Raw genomic sequence first — 13,838 nt, 5'->3', positions numbered from 1 at the left:
AAGGTTGTTAGCGGCCGCCCAGGCCGGTGACGAGCAGACCACGGACGAGGTGTTTCTGCAGTAGGACGACAAGCAGCACGGTGGGCACCATCGCCAGCACCGACGCGGCCATCATCAGGTTCCACTGGGTGCCCTGCTGGCCGACGAACTGCGCCAGGCCCAGCGGGACCGTGCCCTTGTCCTCGACGCTGTTGATGATGATCAGCGGCCACAGGAAACTGCCCCAGAAACTGATGAAGGTGAAGACGGTCAGGACGGCGATGGCCGGCCGCGCCAGCGGCAGCATGATCCGCAGGAACGACCCGAACGGACCGCAGCCGTCCACCCGGGCCGCCTCCTCGAGTTCGGCCGGGACGGTCAGGAAGAACTGCCGCAGCAGGAACGTCCCGAACGCCGTGAACGCCCACGGCAGGATCAGCGCCCAGTAGCTGTCCACCCAGCCGAGCGACTGCATCAGCCAGTACATCGGCACGATCAGCACCTCCTGCGGCACCATCAGCGTACCGAGGAACAGCACGAACAGTTGCTCACGGCCCCTGAATTTCAATCGCGCGAAGGCGTACGCCGACATGCTCGAGGCGACCACCACCACCAGCGTGCCGGCCACCGCGACGAACAGGCTGTTCAGGAAGTAGCGATCGAACGGCGCGAACGTGAACGCGTCCGCATAGTTCCGCCAGCGGATCTCGGAGCCGAACAGGTGCGGTGTCGGGGTGAACACCTCGTCGGCAGGCTTCAGCGACGTCGAAACGGCGTACACCAAGGGGCCGAGGAAGACGATCGCGACGACGACCAGGAGGGTGTGCGAGACGCCGCTGCGGACCTTGCGGGCGGCGCTGTTGGTCTCAGACGTCATAGTTCACCCACCGCTTCTGCCCGAAGAACTGGATCGCGGTGATGCCCATGATGATCACGAACAGCACCCATCCGGCGGCCGACGCCAGCCCCATCGTGAGGAACTGCCAGCCCTGGTTGTAGACGTACATGACGATGGTCTGGGTGGCCACGCCCGGACCGCCCTGGGTCAGGATGAACGGCTGCGCGAACACCTGGAACGAGGTGATCAGCGTCATCGTGGTGGCGAAGAACATCGACGGCGTGATCATCGGCCAGGTGATGTAGCGGAACCGCTGCAGCGGCCCGGCGCCGTCGATCTGCGCGGACTCCAGCTGGGACTGCGGCACCTGGTCGATCGCGGCCGAGAAGACCAGGAAGTTGTACCCGAACCCCTGCCAGATCGACATCGCGACGATCGCCGGCATCGCCCAGTTCGAGGAGCCGAGGAAGTTCGGTGCGTCGATACCGAACCAGCTCTGCAGGCCACCGTCGATCAGCCCGCCCGGCTGGAACAACAGCCGCCAGACCATCACGTTCGCGACCATCGGCGTCATCACCGGGATGAAGAACAGCACCCGGAACACCTGCCGGCCCTTGATCTGCGGGCCGAGCCAGACCGCGAGCCCGAGCGAGACGACGACGTTCAGCGGGACGTACAGCACCACGAACAGCACCGTGTTGAGCACCACCCGGCGGAACACCGGGTCGTGCAGCAGGTGCGAGTAGTTCCCGAACCCGAGGAACGAGCGGCTCCCGAACACCGGCCAGTCGAAGAGGCTGATGCCGAGCGCCATCGCGGTCGGGAACAAGGTGAACAACGCCAGCCCGCCGAGGCTCGGGGCCAGGAAGACCGACGCGTACCGGCCGTCCCGCCGGAGCGCTGGCCGCCGCCCCGGCCGAGTCTCCTCGGCCGGGGCGACGGTCTCGTTCAGGGTGACCATCAGGACCCAGCGCCTGCCTGGTCCTGGATGGTCTTCAGCGCCTGGTCGGGCGGGATCTCACCGTTCAGCGCCTGCGTCCCGAACCGGTTGAGCAGGTCGGCGACCTGGACCCAGTTCTTCGAGGTGACCAGCGGGATCGAGTGCTCGGAGGCGTAGTCGATGGTCTCCTTCGCGCCGTCGATCCCCGCGGCGGTGAACCAGGCAGGGTGCGCCACGGTGCGGGACGGGTACGCGCGGCCCGCCTGGGCCAGCACCGTCAGCGGCTTCTCACTCGTCATCGACATGATCGCCTGGAAGGCCGCGTCGGGCGTCTTGCAGGACCGGGCGATGCCGAAGCCCGAGCCGGCGGTGTAGGTCTTGGAACCGTCCGGGCCGGCCGGGATCGGTGCGATCCCGAGGTCGAACTTGACCTTGCCCTTGGTGTCGATCAGCGACCACGGGCCGTTCAGCTGCATCGCCGCCTTGCCGCCGGTGAACTGCTGGGTCTCGAAGTCGGGGTTGCCGCCCGGCACCTGCGGGGCGATCTTGTCGGTCTTGACGAAGTCGGCGTACTGCGAGAAGCCCTGCTCGAACTTCGGGTCGGTGAAGTTGAGCTTGCCGTCGGACAGCGGCTCGGCACCGGTCATCGTGCGGATCCAGGACATCGTGCCGAGGTCGCCGGGGGTCGTCACCAGGCCGGTCTTGCCGGCGGCCGTCAGCTTCTTCGCGGCGGCCTTGAACTCGTCCATCGTCCAGCCCGGCTTCGGGTCCGGTACGCCGGCCGCCTTGAACATGTCCTTGTTGTAGAAGATGACCATCGGGCCGGAGTCGTACGGGATCGCGATCTGCTTCCCGTCCGCCTTGAGGCCGTCCATGATCGGCTTGTCGAAGTCCTCCGCCTTCATGCCGTACTTCTTCATCAGGTCGTCCAGCGGAAGCATCGCGCCGGCGTAGGACGCCATCCGCAGACTCTGCATACCGATGATGCACGGTGCCTTGCCGCCGGCCAGCGTGGTCCCGATCTTCGACCAGTAACTGTCCCAGGGCGCCCCTTGGAGCTTGACGGTGATCCCGGCGTGATCGGTGTGGGCCTGGTCGGCGACCTTCTGCCAGGCGGCCTGGTCGTCGCTGCCAGCAACCCAGAACGCCCAGGTCAGGTCGGCCTTGTCGGCCGATCCGGACCCGCCGCTGCTGCCGCCGTTCCCGCCGCCGCACGCGGCCACGGCGGTCAGGGCCAGCACCGCACCGGCCGCCGTGAGCCAGCGGCGTGCCCGCGCTGGTGTACCTCTCATCCTGACCTCCAAGGAGAGCTATTAGACATCCGATCAATATGTTGGAATCCTTCTCGGCGTCAACAGCTCGGTGGCTTATTTCAGGAGGAAAATGAACTCTGCATGCCCTAGCGCTGTCCCTAGAGCTCCGATGTATGGTCCAGAGACATCGGAGGTTTCCGGAGGCGCGAAGGGAGATCGGATGGCGGTTACCGACGCGGCGATCGACTCGATCAAGCAGATGATCGTGACCGGCGAACTCGGCCCCGGCGACCGGCTGCCGCGCGAGGCCGACCTGGCCGCGCGGCTCGGGCTGTCCCGCAACTCGCTGCGCGAGGCGGTCAAGGCGCTGGCGCTGATCCGGGTCCTGGAGGTCCGGCAGGGCGACGGCACCTACGTGACCAGCCTGGACCCGGCGCTGCTGATGGAGACGATGGGCTTCGTCCTGGACCTGCACCAGGACGCGTCGGTGCTGGAGTTCTTCGAGGTACGGCGGATTCTGGAGCCGGCCGCCGCTGCGCGGGCGGCGCTGCGGATGCCCGACGAGGACGTCGCCGCGGTGCGCAAACTGCTCGACGACCTCGGGCCGGATCCGTCGGTCGCGGAGCTGCTCGCCGGGGACGTCGAGTTCCATCGGCTGATCGCGGTCGGCAGCGGGAACCGCGCCTTGGCGTCGATCATCGATTCGTTGCGGCAGCCGACGTACCGGGCGCGGATCTGGCGTGGGCTGACCCAGACCGACGCGGTGGCCCGTACGTTGGCGGAACACCGCGCGATCCTGGCGGCCATCGAAGGGCGCGAGCCGGAGGTGGCCCGGTCATGGGCCACCGTCCACATCGTCGGTGTCGAGCGGTGGATCCAGGAGGCTACCGGGGCGTGATCTCCAGCAGTACCGCCGACGGCATCGGGAGGTTCACCTCGACGGCGCCGTCGTACAGCTCCAGTGCTGTGGTTGCCATCCGGCTCCGTTCGGCGAGGTCTGCCAGTTCCGCGTCGGTCGGCCAGTCGCCGAGACCCGCGGCCGCAGTGGCGAGATCGCCGGTACCGATCGCGAGCGTGGTCGCGGTGACCTGCCAGGACGGGTCCACGCCGGGCAGCTGGACCTGGACCCTCCTGGACAGGCCGGGGTCGCCGTCCGCCTTGGTCTGATCGAGCGTCAGGTTCCACAGCAGGACGGCGATCCGGTCGCGATCGCGGGACGCCCACGCCTCGACGAGGCTCCCGCCGCCGTCACCGCCGTACGTCACCGGCAGCTCGACCGGGCCGAGCCGGCTGAGCAACGTCAGTGCGTGGTACCGCGGTTTCGCCAGCCCGCCGACGGTTTGCAGGCCGAAGCCACCGTGCAGGAAACGCGGCGGGCGGCCGAGCTCCTCGAAGTGGTCGGAGGCAACCCAGTAGGACAGTGCGTCGATGCGGCCGGCCGCGGACCGCATCCCGCGCAGCAGGAAGACTCCGGAGAAGACCGAGTCGTTGATTGGGTTGAAGTGCGTCGGCGTGACACCCCACTCGGTCCAGAGGATCCGCGCGTCACCGTACCCGTGCCGCTCCAACGACGCCCGCACGTCGAGCGGCGGCGACCCGTACGTGTGCGTGGAGACGAAGTCGACCGGCGTACCATACCGTTTGGTATGGTCCAGGAGGTCGTCGACCCAGCCGGCCGCGGCCGACGACGGGCCGCCGATCTGCAGGCGCGGGTCCACCGACTTCACGGCGGCGGCGGACACGTCGTACAGGTGCAGGTACTCGGCCTTCGTGCCGGACCAGAAGACCTCGAGATTCGGCTCGTTCCAGACCTCGAAGTCCCAGGTCAGCACCTCGTCCAGCCCGTACCGGTCGACCAGGTGGTGGACGAGTGCGCGGACCAGGTCGTACCAGCGGTCGTACGACGCCGGCGGCGAGATGATCGCGCCGTACGCGAAGACCGTCCTGCTCGGGTCGCTCGCCAGCTCGCGCGGCATGAACCCGAGTTCGACGACCGGCCGGAGCCCGATCCCGAGCAGCTTGTCGTAGATCTTGTCGACGGTGGTGAAATCGTAGGTGTCGCCATCGATCACGTGCGTGTCGTCGTGAAAGATCGCGTGCGCGCGGACCGTACGGACCCGGAGCTCGTCGTGCATCCGGCGGAGCGCGGCCCCGAGCTCGACGCCGATCTCGTGACCGCCGGTGCGCTCCGTGCTGAGCAGCTGGCTGAGCCGCTCGCTGCCGACCATCGGCACCCACGGCCTCGGCAGTTCAGTGCCCTCGGCAACCACGTCGACAGTCACCGTGACGGTCGGAGCGATGCTGCCGGCAACCAACGGGACGGCGCCGACGGTGTGGCTCGGGCGGCCGTTGACGGCGGTCACCTCGGGCACGCTCACGACCGCGTAACGGTACGGCGTGCCAGGGGTGCCCGTCGTGTCGACGTACGGCGGCGACGGTACCGAGAGGACGTCGCCGCTGTGGTGGTCGACCGGTTCCAGCGGACCGTGCTCGCCGGCTCCCCGGAGGATCAGGTACCCGGCCGCGCCGTCGACCGGCGACCAGTCGATCGTCACGTGGCCGACGCCGCCTGCCGCCGAGACCTCCTTCGGCGGATCCAGGTCCGGGAACGCGAACTCGCGCCGTTCGTCGGAGCGGAGCGCGATCCGCTGGTCCCAATCCGTCTTGGCGTGTTCCGGCATCTACAGAACTCCCGATTCGAACTGTTCCATCGCGATCAACGGCCGGATCCGTTGCTCTACCGTCCGGCCGGCGAAGCTGCGCCGGATCAGGTCGTTGCCGAACACGTTGCCGATGGCACCCATCACCATCGCCTGGTCGAGCGACAGATAGCGCTTGGCGATCAGCCCGGACCTGACCGCGACGGAGTCGTAGAAGCCGCCGGCGCCGTACGCGTGCAGGTTGGTCTCGATCTTGCTCAGGTTCTCGATCGCCTGCGCCGGTGCGTACGCCATCGCGAGGAACGCCGCGTGCGGGGTGACCACGCCGTCGCCGTACGTCGGGTTCGGGTTCGTGCCTTCGCGGCAGCCCTCGAAGCCCGCGTCGTAGTTCGTCGCCTCCAGGTCCGACGGGTACCCGGACGGGTCCATGCCGATCGCGTCGACGCCGTACACGGAGTACCCGCCCTTGGGGTTCGAGGCGGGGGAGAAACCCCAGTAGCCGTACTTCGCGTCGTCCAGCCCGTGCTCGATGTGCGCGCGGACCGTCAGCGGGTGGTTGATGCCCCAGCTGCGTGGCGCCCACGTCGCCTCGGGGACGAACAGGTCCGGCATCAGCGACTCGAACATGTCGCCGCCCCAGGACGGCACCAGCCGCATCCCGCGGTACTCATAGGTGCCCTCGAAGACGTCCAGGCCGAGGTACGTGCGGTGGACGCCCTTCGGCTTCTGCTCGACCCACGACCAGTCGCAGGTGTCGGGGAAGGTGCGGTACGTCGCGAAGTACTGCGTGTGCGGGACCTGGTTGAGCGCGAACCCGATGTACCCGGCGATCCGGGCCTCGGTGTTGCAGGTGTCGTAGTGGAACTTGCGGTAGTACACGTCCGGGCCGACGCCGGCGTGGTTGCCCTTGTCGGTCTCCTCGTCGGGCGGTGGGGTCTCGAAGAACCCGCCGCGCATCAGGCCGCCGGGGCGGGCCGCGGGGTTGTAGTAGAACTTGAAGTTCATCCGGTTCAGCAGCAGGTCGGCGAGTGCCCGGGCGCGGGGCTCGGCGCTCCGGACGACCATCAGCGCGCAGGCGAACCACGCGTTGTCGACACTGGACACGAACGGCGTGATCGGGCGGGTGCCGTCCGGGTCGACGTAGCGCACCTCACCGGTCGCTTCGTCGTACCAGTTGAAGTACATGCCGCTGGGGACGTGATGTACGGCGTCCCGCATCGTCGTCAACGTCTGCGTGATCCGCCGCAGCGACTCCTGCGGGGAAATGATCCCGAGGTGTCGGGCCACCACCGTGCTCCACAGGTACCCACCGATGTTGGTGGGGGAGGTGTAATTGCTGCGCACCGGGTTCGTCACGGACTCCCCGATGTTGTCGGCGGGCAGCCCGGTGTTCTCGTCCGTCATCGCGACGATGCTTCGCCAGGTGTCCCGGGCCCACCGCCCGACCAACGCCCGCTCAGCGCGGCTGGGCACCCAACGGCGGTTGGTCGTTCCTCCGAAGGCGGGTGCTGCGACCCCCGCAAGTCCGATCGCTCCGGTTGAAGCAAGCAAGGTACGTCGACTGATGTTGGCGGTCATCAGATGTCTCCTATTTGAGTCCGGTAATGGCAATGCCCTTGGTCACATGCCGCTGGAACACCAGGAACATGACCAGCACCGGTACGACGACCACGACCGCGCCGGCCATCAGCAGGCCGTAGTTCTGCGCGTTCTGGCCGGTCGAGTACAGGGCGAGGGCGACGGGCAGGGTGTACTTGTCCTCGGTCTGGGCGATCACCAGCGGCCACAGGAAGTTGTTCCAGGAACCGAGGAAGGTGAGGATGCCGAGCGTGGCCAGCGCCGGCTTGGTGAGCGGCAGCATGATCCGCGCGAATATCCCGAGCTCGCTCGTCCCGTCGACGCGACCGGCGTCGATAAGGTCGTCCGGTAGTCCGAGGAAGAACTGCCGCATCAGGAACACGCCGAACGGCGAGACCAGGAACGGCAGGATCAGGCCCGGGTACGAGTTCGCCAGGCCGGCGTTGGTGACGAGCACGAACAGCGGCACGAACGTGACCATGCCGGGGATCATCAGCGTCGCCATCACCACGACGAACAGGGCGTTGCGGCCCTTGAACCGCAGCTTCGCCAGGGCGTAACCGATCATCGAGCAGAACACCAGGTTGCCGGCCGTGACAGCGAGCGCGACCACCGTCGAGTTGACGAAGTACCGCGGGAAGTTCGCCTTGCTGAACAGGTCACCGTAGTTCTGGGTGGTGGCGTCCTGCGGCCACCAGGTCGGCGGGACCCGGAGCAGTTCGCCCTGGGTCTTGAAGCTGCCGAGCACCATCCACAGGAACGGCGCCGCGACCGCGATCAGTCCGAGCACCCCGATCAGATAGATCCACCAGGTACGGCGCATCACTTCTCCCTCAGCAGCCGGAACTGGATGAACGTGATCACCGCGATGACGACGAACAGGATGTACGCCATCGATGTCGCGAGACCGTAGTTGCCGAAGCCGAACTGGTCGTAGGTCGCCATCGACACCGAGATCGTGCTGTCCAGCGGGCCGCCCTGGGTCATCACGAACGGTTCCTCGAAGAACTGCAGGTAGCCGATGCCGGTGGTGACGCTGGTGAACAGCACGGTCGGTCGCAGCAGCGGCAGGATCAGGTACCGGAACCGTTGCCAGGAGCCCGCACCGTCGATCTGGCCGGCCTCCTCGACCGAGTCCGGGATCCCCTGCAGACCGGCCAGGAAGATGATCATCGCGGAGCCGAAGTTCCGCCAGACCGCCATCGCGATCAGTGACGGCATCGCCCAGGTCTTGGACGCCAGCCAGTTCGGGCCGTCGATGCCGACCCAGCCGAGAACGGTGTTCAGCAGGCCGTTGTCCGGGGAGAGGACGAACCGCCAGATGACGGCGATCGCGACGATCGAGGTCACCACCGGGAGGTAGTACCCGACCTTGAACAACGCCTGGAACCGCTTCACGCCCCGGTCGAGCAGGACGGCCGCCGCCAACGCGACGACCAGCGTCAACGGCACCCCGATCACCACGAAGTACGCGGTGTTGAACGCCGCCTTCCGGAACGTCTCGTCGCCGAGCGCCTTCACGTAGTTGCCGAACCCGACCCCGTTCACCGAGAACGGCGTCCGCAGATCCCGCTGCTTGATATCCGTGAACGACATCCCCAACGACCCCAGCACCGGGCCTGCCGTGAAGGCGAGAAACAACACGACGAACGGCAGCGCAAGCGTCCAGGCCGCGACAGCTTCACGGCTGACCTTCCGGCGTGGACGCCCGGGTGGTGCGGACCGCCGTACCGCCCGGGTCTCCGACTCGGTGACGACCGTCATCAGCTACCGCCGGTGCCAATCTGGCTGGCCTTGGTTTGTATGGCCTTGGCGGTGTCGGCGGGGGACTGGCCGGACTTGGCCATCTTCTCGACCTCGGTGTCGAACGCCTTCGCGACCTGTTCCCAGTTCACGATCGCCGGCGGCGCCTTCGCGTCCTCCAGCTGCTTGCCGAAGACCGGCAGCAACGGATCCGACGCGATACTCGGGTCCTGCCACGCGCTCTTCACGGCCGGCAGGTCCGACGACAGCTTGAACCACGCCGCCTGCGTCTTCGGATCGGACAGCCACTTGACCAGCTTCCACGCGCTGTCCTTGTTCTTCGACGCCTTGAACACCACGAAGTCCGACCCGCCGACGAACGACGTCGACGTCTTGTTCTTCGGGATCTGAAACACCCCGATGTTCGGCTTGATGGCGTCCCCACCGACCTTCGCCACCGAGCCCGCCATCCACGGACCGGAGATGAACATCGGCACCTGCCCGTTCACGAACTGCGCCTCGGTCTGGTTCGGCGGCAGGTCGGTGCCGGCCAGCTTCTCGGTGAAGAAGGACTGGTAGTACTTCAGCCCTTCCTGCATCTCCGGCGTATCGAAGGTGAACTGCTTCTGGCTGTCGTCGGTGATGTTCGCACCGGCCGACCACGCGAACGGCATCACCGTCTGCCAGGACCCGTCACCACCGGGCTGCAGGTTGATCCCGTACTTCGCGCCGGCCTTGTCCTTCATCGCCTTGGCCATCGCCTTCAGCCCGTCCCAGTCGGTCGGCGGCGTGCTGAACCCGGCCTTCGCGGCGAGATCCTTGCGGTAGAACACCAGCCGCGTCTCGACGTACCAGGGCACGCCGTACTGCGTTCCGCCGACCTTCGTGGTGTCCAGCGCACCCGGGTAGAACCCGGAGTTGTCGAACCCCTGCGGTGTCGGGTCGAGCGCACCGAGGTCGGCGAACTCGCCCATCCAGGTGGTGCCGACCATCGCCGCGTCCGGCAGCGTGTTCGCGGTGATCGCGGTGGTGAACTTGTTGTGCGCCGCGTCCCACGGGATCGGGGTGACGGTCACGTTCACGCCCGGGTTGGCCTGCTTGAACTGTTCCATCAGCTTGGGCAGGTTCTCGCCCTCGGTGCCCATCGCCCAGACGGTCAGGTTCCCCGTCGCGGGTCCCTGGCTGACGGTTGTCGTGGCCTGTGACCCGGATTCCTTGGTGTCGTTCGAACGGCCGCAGCCGCCGAGCGCGAGCGCCGCCGCGGTCAGTGCAGCGCTGCCGATCACCAGCCGGCGGCGGATGCTGTGGGTGAACATGTGCTGTCTCCTCACTCGGTTACCTCCCCCGGTCGGTGCCACAGCTGTCCCGCAGCACCAGTTGTGTTGCCAGTACGTCGTTGCGCGCGCGAGTACGAGCCCCCGTGACCCGTTCGTGCAGGCGCTCCGCAGCCGTGCGCCCCAGCTCCGCCATCGGCTGCCGTACAGTCGTCAACCCCGGCGACACGTACCGCGCCGCCATCACGTCGTCCCATCCCGTCACGACAATCTGCTCAGGCACCCGCACCCCGTTCGCCGTGAACGTGGTGAGCGCAGCCAACGCGAGCTCATCGTTCGCGCACACCAGTCCATCCGGCCGGTTGCTTGCCTTCAGCACCTTTTCTGCGACTGTCCGCCCTGCCTCCTCGGTCAGCGGCACGCGCACCGGCTTCGGCGCCTGCAGCCCACGGAGCTCGTGCGCCTTGGCGAATCCGGCGTACCGCTCGGAGACGTCGTACGAACTGGCGGGATCACCAACGAACTGCAGGTGCTGCCGACCGTGATCGAGCAACCTGGTCGTGAGCTGCTCGGCGCTGCCCGCGCTCTCGCTGCGGACCGAATCACACCCGGTGACCGGCGGATGCGCGATCAGCACCACCGGTACGCCGGCCTTCCGTAACCCCTGCACCGTCGGCAGTTCCAGAGCGTTGCCGTGGACAACGATCCCGTCGACCCGCCCGGCCAGGTCCATCACGGTCCGGCGCGGATCCGGGTTGCCGTGCGTCACGGTGATCACCACGCTCTGCCCGTGCTCGCCGGCCCAGCGCTCGTACCCCATCAACAGGTCCCCGTAGAACGGGCCGGCGAGATCAGGCAGCACCAGACCGTGCGCCTCGTGCCGTTGTACGGCGAGACTCCGCGCGGCCCGCAACGGTACGTAGTTGAGCTCCTGCGCCGCCTGGTCCACCCGGGCCCGCGCCTTCGCCGACACCGGCCCGGTCCCTTGCAGGACACGCGAAACCGTCGCGATCGACAGCTTCGCGCGGGCCGCGACGTCGTAGATCGTCGCCGGCCGGCCGGTGGGTCCGGAAGGCACTGGCTCACTCCTGACGAAAAGTGGAAGCGCTTACAGTTTGAGTACCCTGCCCTGGTTCGTCCAAACGGTCAAGACCTCGGGACCGGTCTGAGAGGATGCGGGGGTGACCACACAGGAGCGAGAGGACCGGGTGTTCCTAGTCCGGCACGGGGAAACCGAGTGGAGCAAGTCGGGCCGGCACACGTCGGTCACCGACCTTCCGCTGACGCCCGAGGGTGAGCGCGTCGCCGCGAGTTTGAAGGAGCGGCTGGCGGGGGAGTCGTTCGACCTGGTGCTCACCTCACCGCGGCAGCGCGCACGTCGTACCGCAGAACTGGCCGGCTTCCCGGACGCCGAGGTCGACGACGACCTGGTCGAGTGGAACTACGGCGACTACGAGGGCATCACCACCGCGGAGATCCGCAAGACCGTCCCCGGCTGGACCGTCTGGGACAACCCGGTGCCGCACGGCGAAACGCCGGAACAGGTCGCCGCCCGCCTGGACCGCGTCAACGCCCGCCTGGCCGCGGTCCCCGGCGACGTCCTCGTCTTCGGCCACTCCCATGCACTCCGCGCCCTCACGGCCCGCTGGCTGGAACTGGCCGTCACCGAAGGCCGCCACTTCGTCCTCAACACCGCCACGATCTCCACCCTCGGCTGGGAACGAGGCTCCCCCGCCATCCTCCAGTGGAACAGCTGACCCTCAGCGGGTCAGCAGGTCAACCAGCAGCGCCGCCCGCGCCCGTCGCTGGTTAGGGCGGAGGCGGTTGGTTCGGTTGAGGGTGGCTTGGCCGTGCAGGGCGCTCCAGAGGACTTCGGCGAGGGTTTCGACGTCGGCGCCGGCGTGTGGTTCGACCGCTGCCAGGAACTCGTCGAACGCGGCCTTCAGTGCGGCCGGGCTTTCCGTGCTGCCGAACTCCAACTCGGTCGGGCGGACGAACATCGCCTCGTAGACGGCCGGGTGCTCGGCGGCGTAGTCGAGGTATGCCTGCGCCAGCGCGTGCAGGCCGCCGGTCTCGCGCGCTGCGCGCAGTACGTCGGTGAGCTCCACGATGCCCTGCACGGCGATCGCGTCGGCGATCGCGTTCATGTTCTTGAAGTGGCCGTAGAGGACGGGCTGGCTGTAGTCGACGGCGTCCGCCAGCCGACGGGTGGTGACGGCGTCCCAGCCGTCGGATTCGGCGAGCTCGCGGGCGGTGCGCAGGATCAGGTCACGGCGCTCCTCGCGGGCCCGTTCCCGGCGTGACTGGGTCGGCATACTCCGGATACTAGCACCGCTAGACAATCTAGCGTCGACAGGGTTAGCATCGCTAGGAAAGTTAGCGCTGCTAGTTCAAGGAGTCTTCCGATGCGTCGTTTCACCACCGTCCTGACCGTGCTGCTCGGCATCTTCCCGCTCACGTTCGGTTCGCAGTTCCTGTTCGCCGGGCACACCATCGCGCCGAGTTTCGGGATCGCCGAGTGGCCCACCGGTCTCGCCTCCGGGTACTTCGCGGTGAAGGGGATCCGCGACATCGTGATCGGGTTGAACCTGCTCACGCTGTTCGCGCTCCGGCAGCGCCGCGCGACCGGCATCCTGATGGCGATCACCACCCTGGTCCCGATCATCGACATGATCACCGTCTTCAGCCACGGCGGCCCGGCCGCGACCGCGCTCGGCGTGCACGGTCTGACGGCGCTCGTGATGCTGTTCGACGCCGCCCTGCTGCTCCGCGAGCGTCAGCCGGCCGAGGTGCTCCAGCCCGTCCACTCGTAGAGGTCGATCGTGCAGTACTCGCGGAACCCGAGCGCCTCGTACACCGGGCGCCCGGCCGCAGACGATCCCAGTACGCCGTACTCCGGCCCGGCCTCCCGTAGTACGCCGTACGTGATCGCCGCCCCGATGCCACGCCGGCGCATCGCCGGGACGGTCATCACGAAGTACAGCCCGGCGACGCCCGCGCCGAGGAACACGGTCGCCGTACCCACCGGCGTACCGTCCAGCCAGCCGAGATAGTGCCGCCACGGGTCGCCGTAGCCGAGCCTGCGGTATGTCGACGCGACCCACCGCGCCTCGCGCTCGCCCTCACCGAACCCCTGCGCGAGCGTCTCCTCCCAGGTCGCCACGCCGTCGTCGTCGGTGATCCGCGTGATCTCGAGACCCGGTACGTCGCGGGGCGCCGTCAGTTCGGTGATCCGCACCGCCATTCCGGGCTCGGATCCGGCTGCAACGAAACCGGCCGCGGTCAGCGCCGTACGGTCGATCTGCGTCGAGGGACCGACGTGCCAGGTGCCGGGTACGTCGTGTTTCTTCAACTCCGCAAGGGATTCCGCGACGACTCCGGTGTCGGACGCCCGGACGACGGCGTTGTGGTAGTCGATGGGTGATCCACCGATCGTCCACGCCGCCCGCCCGTCCACCCGCTGCGAACCGCCACCCGCTTCACCCATCGCCATCAGCAGTTCAGCCGCGTTCTCCTCAATCGCCCGCACGACATCCATCGACCCAGTCTGGCGGCCAGCCGAAGTAGGCGCGA

General features: G+C 67.7%; 14 protein-coding genes. 3 read left to right on the top strand and 11 right to left on the bottom strand.

Annotated features, from left to right (window positions below):
• Positions 1 to 7: 7 nt before the first annotated feature.
• The 3 genes from FB475_RS06860 to FB475_RS06850 are packed head-to-tail and all read right to left on the bottom strand — an operon-like array spanning position 8 to position 3,049.
• Positions 8 to 856, bottom strand: a complete 849-nt coding sequence (locus tag FB475_RS06860) for a carbohydrate ABC transporter permease (RefSeq protein WP_141853581.1) — start codon at positions 854 to 856, stop codon at positions 8 to 10.
• A complete protein-coding gene (locus tag FB475_RS06855; protein ID WP_141853579.1) occupies positions 846 to 1,778 on the bottom strand; it encodes a carbohydrate ABC transporter permease in 933 nt (310 codons plus the stop codon). The genes FB475_RS06860 and FB475_RS06855 overlap by 11 nt, the downstream gene beginning before the upstream one ends.
• The gene (locus FB475_RS06850; protein WP_141853577.1) at positions 1,778 to 3,049 is read right to left on the bottom strand and encodes an ABC transporter substrate-binding protein; all 1,272 of its coding nucleotides are present in this window, start codon (positions 3,047 to 3,049) and stop codon (positions 1,778 to 1,780) included. The genes FB475_RS06855 and FB475_RS06850 overlap by 1 nt, the downstream gene beginning before the upstream one ends.
• 181 nt (positions 3,050 to 3,230) lie before the next feature.
• Here FB475_RS06850 and FB475_RS06845 point away from each other — a divergent pair, with 181 nt between their 5' ends.
• Positions 3,231 to 3,908, top strand: a complete 678-nt coding sequence (locus FB475_RS06845) for a FadR/GntR family transcriptional regulator (protein ID WP_141853575.1) — start codon at positions 3,231 to 3,233, stop codon at positions 3,906 to 3,908.
• On the opposite strand, the gene FB475_RS06840 is transcribed toward FB475_RS06845, so the two are convergent.
• The 6 genes from FB475_RS06840 to FB475_RS06815 are packed head-to-tail and all read right to left on the bottom strand — an operon-like array spanning position 3,895 to position 11,343.
• On the bottom strand, positions 3,895 to 5,691 hold the full coding sequence (locus tag FB475_RS06840) for a GH39 family glycosyl hydrolase (protein ID WP_141853573.1): 1,797 nt from the start codon (positions 5,689 to 5,691) through the stop codon (positions 3,895 to 3,897). The two genes, FB475_RS06845 and FB475_RS06840, sit on opposite strands and share 14 nt — an antisense overlap.
• Positions 5,692 to 7,248 (bottom strand): glucoamylase family protein, encoded by a 1,557-nt coding sequence (locus tag FB475_RS06835; protein WP_141853571.1) that lies wholly within the window; start codon positions 7,246 to 7,248, stop codon positions 5,692 to 5,694.
• A 10-nt stretch (positions 7,249 to 7,258) separates the two neighbouring features.
• Complete coding sequence (locus FB475_RS06830) at positions 7,259 to 8,071, bottom strand: carbohydrate ABC transporter permease (protein ID WP_141853569.1); 813 nt, start codon at positions 8,069 to 8,071, stop codon at positions 7,259 to 7,261.
• Positions 8,071 to 9,012 carry a carbohydrate ABC transporter permease gene (locus FB475_RS06825; protein ID WP_238331999.1) on the bottom strand — a complete coding sequence of 314 codons (942 nt, stop codon included), beginning with the start codon at positions 9,010 to 9,012 and terminating at the stop codon, positions 8,071 to 8,073. Before FB475_RS06825 ends, FB475_RS06830 begins: the two co-directional genes overlap by 1 nt.
• Entirely contained in the window at positions 9,012 to 10,307 is a 1,296-nt protein-coding gene (locus FB475_RS06820; protein WP_141853567.1) for a sugar ABC transporter substrate-binding protein, read from the bottom strand. Before FB475_RS06820 ends, FB475_RS06825 begins: the two co-directional genes overlap by 1 nt.
• 19 nt (positions 10,308 to 10,326) lie before the next feature.
• Positions 10,327 to 11,343: a LacI family DNA-binding transcriptional regulator gene (locus FB475_RS06815; protein ID WP_141853565.1), complete on the bottom strand. Its 1,017-nt coding sequence runs from the start codon at positions 11,341 to 11,343 to the stop codon at positions 10,327 to 10,329.
• A gap of 103 nt (positions 11,344 to 11,446) precedes the next feature.
• Here FB475_RS06815 and FB475_RS06810 point away from each other — a divergent pair, with 103 nt between their 5' ends.
• Complete coding sequence (locus FB475_RS06810) at positions 11,447 to 12,022, top strand: histidine phosphatase family protein (protein ID WP_141853563.1); 576 nt, start codon at positions 11,447 to 11,449, stop codon at positions 12,020 to 12,022.
• A 3-nt stretch (positions 12,023 to 12,025) separates the two neighbouring features.
• Here FB475_RS06810 and FB475_RS06805 read toward each other — a convergent pair whose 3' ends face one another.
• On the bottom strand, positions 12,026 to 12,580 hold the full coding sequence (locus tag FB475_RS06805; RefSeq protein WP_141853562.1) for a TetR/AcrR family transcriptional regulator: 555 nt from the start codon (positions 12,578 to 12,580) through the stop codon (positions 12,026 to 12,028).
• A gap of 90 nt (positions 12,581 to 12,670) precedes the next feature.
• On the opposite strand from FB475_RS06805, the gene FB475_RS06800 reads away from it, so the two are divergent.
• Positions 12,671 to 13,078, top strand: a complete 408-nt coding sequence (locus FB475_RS06800; protein ID WP_141853560.1) for a DUF4267 domain-containing protein — start codon at positions 12,671 to 12,673, stop codon at positions 13,076 to 13,078.
• Here FB475_RS06800 and FB475_RS06795 read toward each other — a convergent pair.
• Positions 13,042 to 13,803: a GNAT family N-acetyltransferase gene (locus tag FB475_RS06795; RefSeq protein WP_141853558.1), complete on the bottom strand. Its 762-nt coding sequence runs from the start codon at positions 13,801 to 13,803 to the stop codon at positions 13,042 to 13,044. The genes FB475_RS06800 and FB475_RS06795 overlap by 37 nt on opposite strands.
• Between the last annotated feature and the right edge of the window lie 35 nt (positions 13,804 to 13,838).

Source organism: Kribbella jejuensis (genome assembly GCF_006715085.1).
Lineage (GTDB): Bacteria > Actinomycetota > Actinomycetes > Propionibacteriales > Kribbellaceae > Kribbella > Kribbella jejuensis.
Note: the sequence above shows the minus strand (reverse complement) of the source record. Positions and strands in the feature narration are given on the sequence as shown.